The sequence below is a fragment of the Bacillus sp. LK2 genome, from assembly GCF_001043575.1.
GTDB classification, from domain to species: Bacteria; Bacillota; Bacilli; order Bacillales; family Bacillaceae_G; genus Bacillus_A; species Bacillus_A paramycoides.
In genome coordinates, this window is record NZ_LDUK01000020.1 from 22,563 (window position 1) to 38,046 (window position 15,484).

Consider the following 15,484-nt stretch of genomic DNA (forward strand, 5'->3'; position numbering starts at 1 on the left):
TTGATGGTCATGGGGTTAACCCCATCTTTTAAAATTTTTCTTTTAGAAGTTTTTAATAATAGCATATTGATATTGGGTTGACCCGAGAACTTACACTGTACGTAATACAAAGTTCAGCGGGAGGGAAAAGTTATGGGAAGTTTACGATTACGTTTAGAAAATAAAAAAAGCAGTCAAGAACTAAGAAATATTTGTCTCTATTCAATTGCGAAAACAGTATCTATATTTGGTAGCTCTATTTATAGTTTCGCATTAGGATTATATGTTTTACAAATAACTGGGTCAGCATTCAATTTTGCAATTACGCTCATATTAGGAACTATTCCAATGATTATTATAAATCCATTTGCCGGCGTAATTGCAGATAAGGTTGATAAAAAGAAGCTGGTTGTTTGTATGGATATACTTAATGGAGGGGTATTAATCGCAGTTTATATATTCAGCAGCAATTATGGATTAAACTTATTCATCATTTATACTACTACCTTTCTTATGACGGTATTTACAACATTTTTTGGAATAGGATTAGAAGCCGCAAAACCAAATATCGTCTCTAAAAAGAGGCTTATGAGTATTAACTCTATAAGTAAAATTATCGATTCTGTATCTTTAATTCTCGGTCCTATGCTAGGTGGCATCGTTTTTGTTTTCTTAGATATAAAAACTTTTATTATTATAAATGGTATTTCATTTATTCTTTCGGGCATATCCATGTTGTTTATTCACTTTAAATTGTTCGAGTGCAACATAAATGAGGAATGTTCACAAACAGGCATTAATTTTATCAAAGATATAAAAGAGGGATTTTCTTACTTAATTGAAAATGAAAGCTTAAAGAATACGTTTAGTATTTTAATATCACTTAATTTCTTCTTAGGTTTTGCAGTAACTGTTCCATTGCCATACATTATTAACACGGTTCTCAATCTAAGTTCTAAACAATTTGGGATGATTCAAGGGACTTTTCCAGTAGGGATGATAGTTGGTGCAATACTAGTAAAAAAGATAACTAATCGTTTTTCTTACTCCTATCTTTTAAAAAAGTTAAGTTTTATGTTGGCAGTTTTTATGATTATTTCAGGAATTCCAGTTTTATTCAAAAGTTTTGAAGTAAATGGTTTTGCATACGTTATTACGTATTGTGTTGTTATGTTCTTTTTAGGGCTAATTATAGTTCTAATTGATATACCATTAGCTTATTTCATGCAAAAAGAGATTCCAAATGAATATAGAGGGAGAGTACTCAGCATTGGATTAAGTATAGGTAAAATTATGCTTCCTATAGCAATGGCACTATCAGGTATATTATTAAACTATATTCCAGCCTATACTATTCCAATTATAGGAGGAATCTTTTATCTAATATTGAATAAGGTTTCTTCAAATCGTTTAATATTAGAAGTTCATTCGAAAGATTATAGTGTTTAGTAGCTTCTTAAATTGTTTATTAAGTAGTGTTATAAAATTAATTATAGAATAGTATCTGATTGTCATACCGTAAATTTACTAGAGGAGTATGTTTTAGTATGGGAAGAAACGAATGCAGCAATTCTTGAAGGTGAGTTTTTGGTAATGAGTTTACACAAGAAAACTATAAAAGAAGTGTAAAGTTAACCTTTAAATTCATTTTGAAAAATGGAGAAGATTTCATTAGTACAAAAAGGGGTACCACCAACATTTTGATATAAAACCCACACTAATACATTTTATAGAATTTAAAAAACAGCCTTCCTTACGTTAAAGGAAAGCTGTTTTTTAAATTGAACTCAAAATCCCATAAAAAGATTAATGTGTAGGTTACAATATAAATGTACAAATTATCAAAAAAATCTTTTGTTTAAATTATAAAATATGAACTATACAGAGGTGTTGAGGAATGGATTACTTTGAAAGTATACAAAAATCAATTGAATTCATTGAAAAGAACTTACTGATATTACCGATGTCTTAAATTCAATATCTCCAAATGAAAAGGAAGATTTACATACCCATTGAGGAATAATTTTAAGGAGAGAATAACATGAATTTAGAAATGATTTTTGGAGATTTCCCAGTATTGGAGTCTGCTAATCTAGTATTAAGAAAAATTGAAGAGGAACACTTACAAGAAGTATATATGATCTATGACAACGAAAATGTATTTGAATATTGCGGGATCATTCCTAAACATAATATACAAACGGTAAAGAAGATGATTGGTCATTTTGATAGGGATTACCATAAAAAAAGTAGAGTTAAGTGGGGAACCTTTCAGAAAAAGCAAAGTAATACATTGTTGGGAATTATAGAAGCTATGAATTTTAATCAAAAAGTGAACATGGTATCTATTGGTTACTTTTTAGCAGAGGACAATTGGGGAAAGGGCATTGCAACTGAATCCGTTCATATGCTAGTAAAATTTTTATTTGATGAAGTGAATGTAAATAGAATTCAAGCAGAGGTCATGCCCGCAAACGAAGCTTCAACAAAGGTTCTCTTAAAAAACGGTTTTATAAAGGAAGGATTGTTAAGACAAGCCACATTATGGTCTGGTAAGGGAGTTGTCGATTTAGAAATATTCGGTATCCTCAAAGAAGAATACATGAATATTTAAAATTTCTAACCAGTTCTCTTTTGAACGGGGTTATATGTTTGATAAATAAGAAAAACAATTAAGTTCATATCCCGAAAATGTACGTTTTAGAGGATAATCATTACTTGAGAGGGTAATTTCGTGGATAAGATTTTTGGATATACCCGTTGTTCATAAATTACCAAAAGCGCAGGCGTATCATCCTGCGCTTTTCTATCGTAATTCAGCTGTTTTTCTAATAACAATCTTATCAATATCATCCTCTTCATCACCAATAAATAATCCGCGTTCTTTTAAATACGTTTCAAAGTATAAATCGGCTTCAGCGCGTTCATCGTATGGCTTTACAGATAGAACGAAACCTAATTTATTTTGTTCTTCTAAATGAGAGGTAGAGATGTATGCTGGTACATTGTGGCGTAAAAAGAGTTCCTTAACAGGAATAATCATATCTTTCATTAATTTTGATAACATGCTCATTTCAAAATCAAAATTAAAACGATCTATACTAGATAAATCGGCGAATACTACACCGATAAAGCCTGTATTAAATACTTCTTGATATTCAATATCTTCGTCACCGTAAAAATTCTTTTCAATCAAATAATTTATAAAGTAAGCAACGCCATCATTTTGTTCAAACGGTTTTGTTGAAAGAACAAATCCGATTTTCTTTTGTTTATGTAAATATACACATGACATATGTGCTGAAATATTATGTTCTTTAAATAAAGCACTCATTGCTCCAGATAGACCATCTAATACGTGATGAACAATTTGAAGTTTTTTACGAGCGAAATAATAGGATTTCTTTTGTAACTCCAATGTATCAATAAAGACAGAGCCGATAAAGCCTGTATTTGAAATAATAGGTGTTTGCTTTTTTCTTCCTCTGCGCTTTGCTTGAGCCATTGTAAAAATCATCCCTTCATGTACAATTAAAATAAAAAAGAACGTTTGTTCGTATATTTATATTTTACTATTAAAACACTCTAAAGTAAAGGTTTTTTGATGGAAAAAACAACAAAAAAGACACCTATAAAAGGTGTCTTAAACGCTGTAGGGAAGAGGCTTCATCCCAACTATTTATATTATGATACAGAAACAATCTCTTCTGTATCTTCTACATCTAAATGACAGTCCATAGTACGAACATCTTGATCTTCATGACTTCCGAAATAAATAGTAATTTTCATATGTATCGCTCCTTTATTCTAGGAATACCTAAAATAATTACTAGTAATGTTAATATTTATTATATACCACTTTTTTCATTCCGACAATGTTATATCATTTTTAATTCTTCTCATGCTACATCGTGTGATATTAAGCGGTTAGAAAGGGAGGAGTATAGATTAAGTGAAATTTTTTATATGTTATATTTAATATAGATATTATTTAATTACTATTTTTTAAAGGAGAATAATTGATGAATTATCAAAATTTACTCATAGAAAATTTTATATACAAAATTACATATGTTGCCCATCATGTGCAAGGGATGAATGTAAAAGAAACAAAGGATTATATTGCCGTTGACTGCTGTTTACCTGCAGATACATTCATTTACTAAACAACAACTTATCGGAAGGAGTCAATCAATTATATACTGCGTTAGAACACTTTAATCAAAAGAGCTTTCCAATGAGTGTTTGGTTCTGGAATGAAGAGCAAGAGCAAAACGTTAAAAGCAAATTAATAAAGCTCGGCTTAAAAGAAGCAGAAAATAATATTGCAATGGTTGCAGATTTAAAAATAATACATCCAATAATAGACGTACCAGCAGATTTTATAATTCAAAAAGCGTCTACACCAGAACAAATACAACAATTTGGTGAAACGTTAGCAGCTTTATTCGGTACATCAGCAGAAGGTACTCACGTTCAAGCATACTATAATCAAATTGCCTCTTTAAATTTATGGAGTAGTGATGCCATGAAACTATACTTAGGTCTTTATAAAGGCAAGGTAGTATCTGTTGGCTCTTTAGTATGTACGGAAGATAGCGTCGGTATTTATGATATAGCGACTAAAGAAGATATGAGAGGAAAAGGATTTGGTTCTACTATGTTCAATTTCCTGCTTCAAGAAGCAAAACAACTAAAAGATACTTACTGCGTATTACAAGCTTCACCTGATGGAATAAATATTTATAAAAAATCTGGATTTCAAGCTGTAGGACAAATGACTGTTTTTGAAAATCGGCATTTAATTGATTAATTCACCCGAGTCAAATCGCTTTAAATATAGGAGTAAACATACCGTTATGAAGAAAATATCTATAATTACAATCATCTGTTTCTTTATAGTAATAGGCATTTTTGTTTTTCAACAAGAAAATGAACATAAATATACAAAAGCTATTAATCAATCAAACCATATTAAAAACATCGTGCATAGAGGGGCTTCTGCATATGCACCGGAACATACATTAGAGGCGTATCAATTAGGACAGCAATTAAAAGGTGACTATATAGAAATAGATCTCCAAATGACAAAAGACGGACATTTAGTAGCTATGCATGATGAAACATTAAACCGCACAACAAACGGTACTGGTTTTGTAAAAGATCATACATTAGATGAAATAAAACAACTGAATGCAGGTTCTTTTTTCAATAAAAAGTATCCAAAGTTAGCAAAGAAAGAATTTGAAAATGCTAAAGTTCCAACACTAGAAGAAATTATTGAAACGTTTGGACAGAATGCTAATTATTATATCGAAACAAAATCACCAGATGAATATCCGGGAATGGAAGAAAAGTTATTAGAAATTATAAATCAATATCAAATAAGTGATAAAGTTATTATTCAATCATTTAGTGAAGAAAGTCTACGAAAGATTCATAGTTTAAATGCCAATATACCGTTAGTACAATTATTATCATTTAAAAAAGCAGTTCAATTAACAGATTTAGAAATAAAAAACTATAAAACATACTGCATTGGCTTAGGCATGAACTACAAATATATTGATGCAGTCTATGTAAAAAAAATAAAGAAACATGGATTAGAAGTTCATCCATTTACAGTAGATAATGAAAAAGATATGGAAAAGTTACTAAAATGGGGTGTAGACGGGATATTTACTAATTATCCGGATCGTTTGCATTCAATTTCGTCTAAAAAAAATCATAAATAAAAAGAATCCAAGTATTATTGGATTCTTTTTATTTTCTCTTCCTGGTCATCCCTATAAAAATAAATTAGAAAGTAATTAAACTGTAATTAATTTTACCTTTGTTTTTTATACCTTTTTGATACACTAGATACAAGAGGAATGCCAATTAGTGTAGGTAAGAACCAAAACCATATTGGTGGAAGTAAATTTATAACAGGAATATACATCCCTATGTTTACTAAAAGTGCGGTAACTGCACCGATATAAGAGCCTAGCATACCCCTAATATGATGCCCTAGCCAATTTTTCCATCTCTTTTTTCTTGCAAGATATCCGTAAATCGCAAATGCATAGGAGATAATTGCTACATAAAATAAATATGCGATTTTATCCCAATTTAATATGGACAATATAATTGCAGTAATGGTTATAACAACATAGGATGCATGATATATTTCGCCCCATTCTGTATGTTTTCCTTTCTTTTTTTGAGCAAGCATCGCTACGATACCAGTGATTAAGCATATTGCTCCAAATAATATGTGTATGATCAAAATCATGTTGAAAATGCTCATAAAAATTCCTCCTTTTTTATTTTTATAGTATTGCAGTATAGGAGAAAAGTTGAAAAATATTGTTAGTTCGGCTTAATATATTGAAATATAGGTACTCCTAGAACAAAATAAAACGATTAAATTTTTTCTCAAATTTAGTGAGACGAGTATTACGTTAAATGAAGGAGAGACTTCTATGTTTACATCTATCACATATTTACAATCTGGGAATGATAAGCAACAAAAAGTTTACGAAGTTATTAATAAACTAAACATAATGGAGGATTTAGCTTTATATAGCCCTGTACTTTGCGGGACAATCCCTATTAGAATTGATACCCTTCATTCTGACTTAGACATTGTAATGGAAGTACATAATTATGATTTTTTTGAACAGGAAATCAGATCATTGTATGGCTCATACGAAGGATTTGAAATGAAAAAGAAAAATATTAAAAATATCTTAACAATAAAGGTGAATTTTCAATTTGAAGGTTTTGAATTTGAATTATTTGCTCAACCGCAGCCAGTTCGTAACCAAAATGCATATAAACATATGATAGTGGAGCACATGCTATTAATGCAGCACCCACACATTAGAGGAGAAGTAATTGAATTAAAAGAACGAGGTGTAAAAACAGAACCGGCATTTGCGCAAGTATTAAAAATTGATGGTGATCCCTATAAAGAACTTATTTTATTAGGACAGGAAATGAGATTGTGGTAAAAAAGGTACACAAAAAATCCTCTTTATATAAAAGAGGATTTTTTATTATACCATTAACTTACGAATCAAATTACTTAATATAATAATACCTTGAGTAATTTGTTCAGGAGAAGCATATCCATAAGACAAACGTATAAACTGATCTGATTCTTCCTCATAAATACGTCCCGGGTTAAAAAGAACACCCTTTGATTGAGCCTCTGAAAATAGTTTTTTCATCGAAATGTTAGGAACAATCTTTAGCCATATAAATAATCCACCATTAGGAATATCCCACGTGGCAATATCTGCACAATACTTATTTAAAGCTTGTATCATTATTTGTCTTCGCTCTTTTAGGTGAATTCTTACGTTCGCTACATGCTCCGAATAAAAACCTTTACTTAACCATTCCGCAGCAACTCTTTGAGATAAAGAACTTGATCCATAGTCAGTTTGCATTTTTATATCTGACAATCTCTCAATAACAGGCTCTGGTCCAATAATCCAACCAATTCTAAGTCCTGGACTAAGTGTTTTTGATAGACTACCGATATATAATACATGTCCATGTTTATCCATTGACTTCAAAGGAGGCGGAGGTAGTTCATCAATCCATAATTCACGGTAAATATCATCTTCAATAATAGGCAATTGTTCTTTTTCGCATATTTTTAGTATTTCTTTTCGTCGATCTTCGGACATTAATACACCTGTCGGATTTTGAAAACAAGGAATCGAATATAAAATATTTTTCTTTTGACTATAATTAATTCTTCTTAACAAATCATTTGGGATAATTCCATGTTGATCCATCTGTATTCCAGAAAGATGAATATTAGCCGATTGAAATACATGAAGAGAATATAAGTAAGAAGGTTGTTCAAGTAACACTGTTGATTCTCTATGCAAGAGACCGATTGATATTAATTGTAATGCCTGTAATGCACCAGAGACTATTAATATAGAATTTGGAGAAGTATTTATTCCAAATGATTTTACATAATTACTTATCGCTTCACGTAAAGGGAAATATCCTTTTTGTTCCTCGTATCCGAAATAATCTAGCTCCTCACATACGTTACGCATAATGAATTGCATAGTTTCTAACGGGAAAAGATCAGGTGCAAGTTCTCCTTTACTCAGATGAATGAATTTTTTATTTGCTTCTGCTTCGTTAATTTCTCGAACCATTAACTTACTTGGTTTATGAATACCAGCTTTCATATATTCACTCCAATCAGGCGGGGGATTAGTCGCTAATAATGACCATGTATTATTCATTACAATTGTTCCCGCTCCAATTTTCCCTTGAATTAAACCATCTGCCATAAGTTCTTCTAGCGCAGTTATTATAGTACTACGATTTACTTGAAATAATTTTGCTAACTGCCGCTGGCTCGGAATCTTACTTCCAATTGGCCATTCTCCGTTTTCAATTTTCTCTTTCATATAGTCTATTATTTGTCGATATTTTGGTAATTTTTTATCGGTAGACATATTAAAAAAACTCCCTCATTCATTTTAAAAATGCAAAGTCGTTGGTTTTTTCGAGGAATAACTGGTTGAAGACATTGTATCAACTATTAAATATGATGAAAAGAAATAATTGGTAATTAGAAAAAGGCTGGTTTATTGGAGAGGGAGAGAAAATATGCATAATAAAAAATGGGATTTTCGTATTGTATGTGCTCACGCTTTTACGATTCTTATATGGGGAACTGCTTTTCCAGGGATTCGAATGGGGCTTGAAGCTTACACGCCTGAGCACCTCACATTGCTACGATTATTAATCGCTTCTTTGATTCTTCTACTGTTTTCGTTTATATACAAATTACGTTTACCTGACTTGAAAGATATTCCAGTGATTTTTATATTTGGCGCTCTAGGATTTACTATTTATCATATTGCACTGAACTATGGTGAACAGAATGTGAATGCTGGACCTGCTAGTTTAATTGTATCAGTAACACCTATATTAACGGCAATTCTTGCTTCTGTTTTTATGAATGAAAAAATGAAGTTAAATGGTTGGATTGGTGGTGTAATTAGTTTAGTAGGAATTGCTTTTTTATCATTAAGTCAAGGAGATTCCATTCAATTGAATAGCGGGGTATTACTTATATTATTAGCGGCATTTTCAGAAAGTCTATTTTTCGTTTTCCAAAAGTCGTATTTAAAAAAGTACGGTTTCTTGCCATTTACAATATATACAATTTGGTCTGGTACTGTATGTATGCTTATTTTTTTACCAGGGATTTATCAAGAAATCGTAGCAGCTCCTATAGAAACTACTTTGAGTGTTATATATTTAGGTGTGTTCCCGACAGTGCTACCGTATATTGCATTAGCATATATTACATCCCATGCGGGTGCTTCTGAGGCAACAAGTTCTCTATATTTAACACCAGTAACTGCATGTTTTATTGCTTGGATATGGTTAGGTGAGTTGCCAACCTTTGTTTCGATAATCGGAGGGATAATTACTATACTTGGAGTTGTGATTGCTCATTTAACATTTAAAAAAGAGAATTATATGCAAATTGAGAGTGAAAAATTATAGTAATACAGTTCAGTGAGTATTTGCAATTTGAAACCAAAAATATTGAATTGAAATGGGGCCTTTAATATAGATATAGCGGAAAATATCTATATTAAAATGCGCTAGTCTAGCAATTGTACGAAATTTAATTATACTATTAGATTATTACCAGAGTAAGAACTAGCATAATGCTAGTTCTTTTTTATCAATACACTACTTACCATTAATATTTGCTTAGAACTGTATAGATTTAAATTATTTCTACATATACATAATTATCTTACCTATGAAAGGAGAACGTTTTTTGAAGAAAGTTTTATTTTTCGGAGACCCAGGTATTGATGATTCTTTTGCAATTATGTATGGTTTGCTACATCCTGAAATTGAAATTGTCGGTATCGTAACTGGATATGGAAATGTTGAACATATACATGCCGCTCATAATGCCGCGTATATTTTACAGTTAGCAAACAGACAAGATATTCCTGTCATTAGCGGTGCAACTAGTCCACTTACAAATGGAATTACAACGTATTATCCTGAAATTCATGGACCAGAAGGATTAGGTCCCATTCATGTACCGGAAAGCGTGTTATCTATTCCGATATACAATTTTGGTAGTATTGCAGCAATTCTCGTAAAGTATGGCAAAGAATTAACGATTGTCGATGTAGGAAGATTTACCTCATTAGCGATTGCTTTTAATTTATGGCACGACATGATGTTAAATGTAAACGGAATTTATTTTATGGGTGGTGTCTTTTTAGAAGCAGGAAATGTTACTCCATTAGCAGAGGCAAATGTGTACGGAGATCCTGTAGCAAGTAAAATTGTACTTCAGCAAGCGAAAAATTTAACGTTATTCCCTTTAAATGTAACAAATAAAACAGTTTTAACTCCAAATGTATTTACTTATATTTTAGCTAATACAAAAAATCCATTTAAATCGATCATGAAACCCATGTACGATTATTATTTATCAGCATACCAAAAGCTCAATCCATCTATTGAAGGGCCATTATTACATGATGTACTTGCTATAAGCGGTTTGGTGAATCCTACGTTTTTAAAATATACATCCCGAAAAGTAACTGTGGATATATGCGGCGAAACGAAGGGACAAACTTTTGCTGATTTTCGCCCACATTCTAAATCTGAAGGGGCTCGTATTGCGTTACAATTAGATGAGGAAAAATTCATTCAGGATTTTATGAAAATCATGTTATAAGGCGATGTCGAAAAAGGGATTTATTTCACTCCGTTGAATATAAAAGATACATTCTCTATACAAAGGAGCTTAAAATATTGAACGTCCAATTAAAAGTTGTTACGAGAGAAAATTGGGAAGAGGCATTAAACTTACAAGTTAAAGAAAATCAAACAAAATTTGTCCCGGCAGTTGCAGTATCACTTGCTAAAGTATACATAAAGCCAGATGGTGAAAACGTTGAATATATTCCTTTCGCTATATATGATCGTAATCTTATAGTTGGTTTTATTATGCACGCTTTTGTACGGGAGACAACAGACATGTATTGGATAAACGGATTTATCATTGATAAAAAGCAGCAAGGAAATGGATATGGTAAAGCAGCGTTAAAGGAAATTATTAATTTAATAAAAAATAGATTTAAAGAGTGTAAAGAAATTAGATTAACTGTACATAAGGATAATATTTCTGCAAAAAAACTATATGAACGTTACGGTTTTCAACCATTAGGAAAGATTTATGATGGTGAGCAAGTATATCGTTTATTTGTATAACTTTAATAAGGTAAAGGTGTGAACTGATACATGCAATTTACTGAGGTTAAAATAGAAGTGTTTATTCCTGAAGAATACGTTGTATTATTACAAGATGAATTAAATAAAGTTGGTGCTTGTAGAACTGGACATTATGACAATTGTCTTTCGTATAGTTCAGTTAAAGGATACTGGAGACCATTGGCAGAGGCAACGCCTTTTAATGGCGAAATTGATCAAAAATGTGAAGGTCAAGAATGTAAAGTTGAAATAAAGTGTAAACGAGAACTTGTAAAAGATGCTCTCGAAGTTATAAATGAAATTCATCCTTATGAGACGCCTATGATTTACATTATCCCAATTTTAAATGCCTATTTTAATCAGGTATAAAGTAAATAACTAGGAGGAATATCAATTGAACAGTAAATTCCATCACATTGTACGAGCTGTTATGATTAAAGATGAAAAATTGCTAGTTGCTGAATACATAGGACATCATTATTTTTTACCTGGTGGTCATGTTGAAGTTGGTGAATCAGCAGAGAATGCACTAATAAGAGAGTTACGAGAAGAACTTGGAGTAAGTTGCAGTATAAAACAATTTTTAGGAGTCATTGAAAACCAATGGCAAGACATAGAAACACTTCATCATGAAATTAACCACGTTTTTGAAATAGATTCACAAGAGTTACATTGTAATTTAGCACCAATATCTAAAGAATCACATCTAGCATTTCATTGGATTGATTTTAATAATGAGAGTATTAATTCTTATAAAATAATGCCGTCGCCTTTAGTTAAAGAATTACTTGAAAGAAGATTAAGTGATGAACTACTAAATTGTTGGATTAGTAACCTTTAAGTCGCTCTATTTATAGTAAATACGTCCACCGAAAAGATATAAAGAAAATAGGCTCAAAAACAAGGTACATCACCTAATGTAAAGTCATATTTTGTTGATGTACGCATTTAGTCTATAGCCTTATTTCTACTTTATTTTAAAAAGTAAATATACTTAAAAATTTGGACGGAATTTATATTTATAAATGGAGGTTTTCGTAATGAATGAGTTTCAACAAGAACTACAATCATTAAACCTTAATGAGTATCAACCTGGTAATGTAGTGTACTGGGATCAACAACAAAGTCAGTATCCTTACTACTACATTCAAGATGATGCACGGCGTTGTGGCGGATGCGGCGGGCGTTGTGGTGGTTGTGGTGGACGCTGTGGTGGTTGTGGTGGACGTTGTGTAGGCTGTGTTGGTTGTGTTGGTTGTTTCGGCTGCTCTAATTGCTGGAGCTGGTGGATTATTTAAGTAACATAAATTAATAGTATATTTCATGAAAGAAAAGTGTAGATACCCGATTATATAGTATTGACGCTTTTCTTTCATACTGTCATTTTTATACGTTGTAGGGAGATGTTCATTTGTACACATTTGAGAAGTTAATTTCATGGGTAGAAAACATTAAAGAGACAAACCAAAGTTCAGCGGCAGCACTTTGTATTATAAAAAATAATAAAATTGTACTAGAGCATTATAGCGGAAATCATTCAAACACACCAAATAGTAAAAAGATAACAGCAACTTCACAGTTCAATGTTGCTTCCGCTAGAAAAAGTTATTTAGGACTAATGGTAGCATATGCGCTTTATGAGGGGAAAATAAAATCTCTAGATGACGAAGCAGTAATTTATTTTAAAGACTATGATCCTTCGTTACTCGGTAAAACAACAATAAGACATTTAGTAACCCATTCGCACGGATTAAATGAAACTGATGATGGGACAATTTATCGTGAATTTGAACCTGGACAAGCTTGGGCGTATAGAGATATTAATGTAAGAATGATTACACGTCTTATTTATCAGCTTTATAATAAAAGTTTTCCTGAACTGTTAAAGGAGCGTGTATTTAAACCAGCTAACTTCAAAGAAACAGGATGGAGAAGACAGCAAGATGATAATTTAGTTAATGTTGTTGTAAATCCAAACGATGACGCGATATGTACTATTGGCACAGTAGATGATGGTACGGAAAAAAATCTTTTTGTCTCTGCTAGAGAATTTGCTTATTGGGGAAATCTTCATTTAAATCAAGGTGTCATAACTGGTAAACAAATTGTGCCAAAAGAAGTTATAAAAATTGCTACTAGTTTACAGAGTCCAACCTATATAAATAAAGAACTGCCACAAAACGGGCTATTTTGGTTCGTTCAAAACGAACCTGCTTTGCTTAGCGAACTTGGTGAACGAGTTCCTAAAGGGGCTTATCAAATATTAGGAATTACAGGACCAACAATTTTAGTGCTTCCAGAATATAATGTTGTCGTCGCAAAAATGTACAACAAAAGATATAACTATGGCGGGGATAATTATTTATATTATTTACGTGAATTTAGTAATTTAGTCGCTGATACATTTAGCAGCAATAAAAATAATAAGATGAGGGCATAACTACTCCTATAAAGTAAAGGAGTGAGGTTTAATGAAGAAAGAAGTGCGTAAAAATAAGAAGCAAAATATAAAAGATGTAAATACGGAACAAAACGCGATTTATAGTGATCCGAAAGATGCAGCTAATATGCAAACTGTACCGCAACCGAAAGACTTCGAGGAAATTGAATATTAATTTTCTCTCCGACTTTTTTATGAAAGAAAAATACGTCTTAAGTCTCATCACATTTAGACAATTATTTGATAACATATGTACATAAGCATTTGAAAATGTCTTATCTTAACAAAGCTTTCTTTAAATATTTCTGTATATAACCTGCAAAAAGGCACTTCTTTATGAAGTGTCTTTTTGTGTATACTAACTTAATTTCCATTTTCCGTACAGTATCTTGCAATTTATCATGGATATACTAACTGTGAAAATTCATGTCATGAAAAAAGAAGGGGACAGTTAGTATGAAACAAACATCTATAAATCCGTTGCTAATTGTTCTAGGTACAATCATTGTACAAATTGGCCTCGGAACGATTTATACATGGAGTTTATTTAATCAACCCCTTGTAAGTAAGTTTGGATGGAATCTTAATGCCGTCGCAATAACTTTTTCTATTACGAGTTTTTCTTTATCTTTTTCAACTTTATTTGCAGGTAAGCTACAGAAGAAGTTCGGACTCCGTAAACTTATCGCTACTGCAGGAATTTTTTTAGGAATCGGTTTAATACTTAGTTCACAAGTTTCTTCATTACCTTTACTTTATTTACTAGCCGGTGTTGTCGTTGGATATGCTGATGGAACCGCATATATTACATCACTATCTAATTTAATTAAATGGTTTCCAAACCGTAAAGGGCTTATATCTGGTATATCTGTTTCAGCATACGGAATGGGGAGCTTAATCTTTAAATATGTAAACGGAAAGCTAATCGATAGCCTTGGTGTATCACAAGCATTTTTATATTGGGGCATTATCGTTTTACTTTTAGTGTTAATTGGATCGTTCTTCTTACGTGAGGCAAATATTAGTAATACTGTAACTGAATCATTACAGAACGATTATACTACACGTGAAATGATGCGAACTAAGCAAGTATATCTCTTATTTATTATGTTGTTCACATCATGTATGGGTGGTTTATATTTAATTGGTATGGTAAAAGACATTGGAGTACAACTCGTTGGTCTTAGTGCAGCAACCGCTGCTAATGCCGTCGCAATGATTGCCATCTTTAATACAGTGGGGAGAATTATTCTCGGAACGTTATCGGATAAAATAGGCCGATTAAAAATCGTTTCTGCGACATTTGTGATTATTGGATTGTCCGTCTTTACTTTAAGTTTTATTCCATTGAATTACGGTATTTATTTTGCATGTGTAGCAAGTGTTGCTTTTTGCTTTGGTGGTAACATCACTATATTCCCAGCCATTGTCGGGGATTTCTTCGGATTAAAAAACCATAGTACTAATTATGGGGTTGTTTACCAAGGGTTCGGATTTGGTGCACTTGCAGGATCATTTATCGGCGCATTACTTGGAGGATTTCAGCCAACCTTTATTACAATCGGTGTTTTAAGTATTATATCTTTCGTTATTTCTATTTTAATCCGTCCACCAAATACAGAAAAGAAGAAGGAAATAAAACAGTTAAATCGGAAAATAGCTTAATACTAAAAAAAGTCCTTATACTAGGGCTTTTTTTCATTACAAAATAATGTATAAACAATGGATGTCATTCAAAAAATCTAATTTTGTCTCTTTACTTACTACATAACCTAATATTAAAGA

The 15,484-nt window shown here is 31.7% G+C and carries 16 protein-coding genes and 1 pseudogene; 14 read left to right on the forward strand and 3 right to left on the reverse strand.

Translation table 11 applies throughout. The features are described 5' to 3' along the window. Window positions 1–132: 132 nt before the first annotated feature. Window positions 133–1,428, forward strand: a complete 1,296-nt coding sequence (locus VK90_RS14500; RefSeq protein WP_048373761.1) for an MFS transporter — start codon at window positions 133–135, stop codon at window positions 1,426–1,428. A gap of 592 nt (window positions 1,429–2,020) precedes the next feature. Beyond that, the gene (locus VK90_RS14505; protein WP_048373763.1) at window positions 2,021–2,593 is read left to right on the forward strand and encodes a GNAT family N-acetyltransferase; all 573 of its coding nucleotides are present in this window, start codon (window positions 2,021–2,023) and stop codon (window positions 2,591–2,593) included. Window positions 2,594–2,785: 192 nt separating this feature from the next. Here VK90_RS14505 and VK90_RS14510 read toward each other — a convergent pair whose 3' ends face one another. Continuing rightward, window positions 2,786–3,484 carry a hypothetical protein gene (locus VK90_RS14510; protein WP_048373765.1) on the reverse strand — a complete coding sequence of 233 codons (699 nt, stop codon included), beginning with the start codon at window positions 3,482–3,484 and terminating at the stop codon, window positions 2,786–2,788. A 517-nt stretch (window positions 3,485–4,001) separates the two neighbouring features. Here VK90_RS14510 and VK90_RS14515 point away from each other — a divergent pair. Together VK90_RS14515 and VK90_RS14520 are read left to right on the forward strand one after the other, a co-directional pair. Continuing rightward, window positions 4,002–4,792 (forward strand): annotated as a pseudogene (locus VK90_RS14515) (GNAT family N-acetyltransferase). Between the two features lie 46 nt (window positions 4,793–4,838). After that, on the forward strand, window positions 4,839–5,714 hold the full coding sequence (locus VK90_RS14520) for a glycerophosphodiester phosphodiesterase (protein WP_048373768.1): 876 nt from the start codon (window positions 4,839–4,841) through the stop codon (window positions 5,712–5,714). 92 nt (window positions 5,715–5,806) lie between these two features. On the opposite strand, the gene VK90_RS14525 is transcribed toward VK90_RS14520, so the two are convergent. Next, the gene (locus VK90_RS14525; RefSeq protein ID WP_002172153.1) at window positions 5,807–6,268 is read right to left on the reverse strand and encodes a DUF2306 domain-containing protein; all 462 of its coding nucleotides are present in this window, start codon (window positions 6,266–6,268) and stop codon (window positions 5,807–5,809) included. A 175-nt stretch (window positions 6,269–6,443) separates the two neighbouring features. Here VK90_RS14525 and VK90_RS14530 point away from each other — a divergent pair, with 175 nt between their 5' ends. Beyond that, window positions 6,444–6,974 (forward strand): DUF4269 domain-containing protein, encoded by a 531-nt coding sequence (locus VK90_RS14530; protein WP_002172152.1) that lies wholly within the window; start codon window positions 6,444–6,446, stop codon window positions 6,972–6,974. 45 nt (window positions 6,975–7,019) lie between these two features. Here VK90_RS14530 and pdxR read toward each other — a convergent pair whose 3' ends face one another. Continuing rightward, window positions 7,020–8,453 (reverse strand): MocR-like pyridoxine biosynthesis transcription factor PdxR, encoded by a 1,434-nt coding sequence (gene pdxR, locus VK90_RS14535; RefSeq protein WP_048373770.1) that lies wholly within the window; start codon window positions 8,451–8,453, stop codon window positions 7,020–7,022. A 154-nt stretch (window positions 8,454–8,607) separates the two neighbouring features. On the opposite strand from pdxR, the gene VK90_RS14540 reads away from it, so the two are divergent. The 9 genes from VK90_RS14540 to VK90_RS14580 all read left to right on the forward strand — a co-directional run bounded on the left by VK90_RS14540 (window position 8,608) and on the right by VK90_RS14580 (window position 15,364). Further along, window positions 8,608–9,516 (forward strand): DMT family transporter, encoded by a 909-nt coding sequence (locus VK90_RS14540; protein ID WP_048373772.1) that lies wholly within the window; start codon window positions 8,608–8,610, stop codon window positions 9,514–9,516. Window positions 9,517–9,799: 283 nt separating this feature from the next. Then, window positions 9,800–10,723, forward strand: a complete 924-nt coding sequence (locus tag VK90_RS14545; RefSeq protein ID WP_048373774.1) for a nucleoside hydrolase — start codon at window positions 9,800–9,802, stop codon at window positions 10,721–10,723. Window positions 10,724–10,800: 77 nt separating this feature from the next. Further along, window positions 10,801–11,259 carry a GNAT family N-acetyltransferase gene (locus VK90_RS14550; RefSeq protein ID WP_002172148.1) on the forward strand — a complete coding sequence of 153 codons (459 nt, stop codon included), beginning with the start codon at window positions 10,801–10,803 and terminating at the stop codon, window positions 11,257–11,259. Between the two features lie 30 nt (window positions 11,260–11,289). Next, on the forward strand, window positions 11,290–11,628 hold the full coding sequence (gene cutA / locus VK90_RS14555; RefSeq protein ID WP_048373777.1) for a divalent cation tolerance protein CutA: 339 nt from the start codon (window positions 11,290–11,292) through the stop codon (window positions 11,626–11,628). 25 nt (window positions 11,629–11,653) lie between these two features. After that, window positions 11,654–12,100 (forward strand): NUDIX domain-containing protein, encoded by a 447-nt coding sequence (locus VK90_RS14560; RefSeq protein WP_048373779.1) that lies wholly within the window; start codon window positions 11,654–11,656, stop codon window positions 12,098–12,100. A gap of 199 nt (window positions 12,101–12,299) precedes the next feature. Further along, window positions 12,300–12,557 (forward strand): heterocycloanthracin/sonorensin family bacteriocin, encoded by a 258-nt coding sequence (locus tag VK90_RS14565; protein ID WP_048373782.1) that lies wholly within the window; start codon window positions 12,300–12,302, stop codon window positions 12,555–12,557. Window positions 12,558–12,670: 113 nt separating this feature from the next. Continuing rightward, window positions 12,671–13,699: a serine hydrolase domain-containing protein gene (locus VK90_RS14570; RefSeq protein WP_048373784.1), complete on the forward strand. Its 1,029-nt coding sequence runs from the start codon at window positions 12,671–12,673 to the stop codon at window positions 13,697–13,699. A gap of 31 nt (window positions 13,700–13,730) precedes the next feature. After that, window positions 13,731–13,874 (forward strand): hypothetical protein, encoded by a 144-nt coding sequence (locus VK90_RS30265; protein WP_025149072.1) that lies wholly within the window; start codon window positions 13,731–13,733, stop codon window positions 13,872–13,874. A gap of 281 nt (window positions 13,875–14,155) precedes the next feature. Beyond that, window positions 14,156–15,364, forward strand: a complete 1,209-nt coding sequence (locus VK90_RS14580; RefSeq protein ID WP_048373787.1) for an L-lactate MFS transporter — start codon at window positions 14,156–14,158, stop codon at window positions 15,362–15,364. Window positions 15,365–15,484: the final 120 nt, after the last annotated feature.

What these genes read in the sequence shown, in the direction of transcription:
- VK90_RS14505 (WP_048373763.1), top strand. Translation starts at nt 2,021, where the DNA reads ATGAATTTAGAAATGATTTTTGGAGATTTCCCAGTATTGGAGTCTGCT.
- pdxR (WP_048373770.1), bottom strand. Translation starts at nt 8,453, where the DNA reads ATGTCTACCGATAAAAAATTACCAAAATATCGACAAATAATAGACTAT.
- VK90_RS14500 (WP_048373761.1), top strand. Translation starts at nt 133, where the DNA reads ATGGGAAGTTTACGATTACGTTTAGAAAATAAAAAAAGCAGTCAAGAA.
- VK90_RS30265 (WP_025149072.1), top strand. Translation starts at nt 13,731, where the DNA reads ATGAAGAAAGAAGTGCGTAAAAATAAGAAGCAAAATATAAAAGATGTA.
- VK90_RS14580 (WP_048373787.1), top strand. Translation starts at nt 14,156, where the DNA reads ATGAAACAAACATCTATAAATCCGTTGCTAATTGTTCTAGGTACAATC.
- VK90_RS14540 (WP_048373772.1), top strand. Translation starts at nt 8,608, where the DNA reads ATGCATAATAAAAAATGGGATTTTCGTATTGTATGTGCTCACGCTTTT.
- VK90_RS14510 (WP_048373765.1), bottom strand. Translation starts at nt 3,484, where the DNA reads ATGGCTCAAGCAAAGCGCAGAGGAAGAAAAAAGCAAACACCTATTATT.
- VK90_RS14530 (WP_002172152.1), top strand. Translation starts at nt 6,444, where the DNA reads ATGTTTACATCTATCACATATTTACAATCTGGGAATGATAAGCAACAA.
- VK90_RS14520 (WP_048373768.1), top strand. Translation starts at nt 4,839, where the DNA reads ATGAAGAAAATATCTATAATTACAATCATCTGTTTCTTTATAGTAATA.
- VK90_RS14565 (WP_048373782.1), top strand. Translation starts at nt 12,300, where the DNA reads ATGAATGAGTTTCAACAAGAACTACAATCATTAAACCTTAATGAGTAT.
- cutA (WP_048373777.1), top strand. Translation starts at nt 11,290, where the DNA reads ATGCAATTTACTGAGGTTAAAATAGAAGTGTTTATTCCTGAAGAATAC.
- VK90_RS14525 (WP_002172153.1), bottom strand. Translation starts at nt 6,268, where the DNA reads ATGAGCATTTTCAACATGATTTTGATCATACACATATTATTTGGAGCA.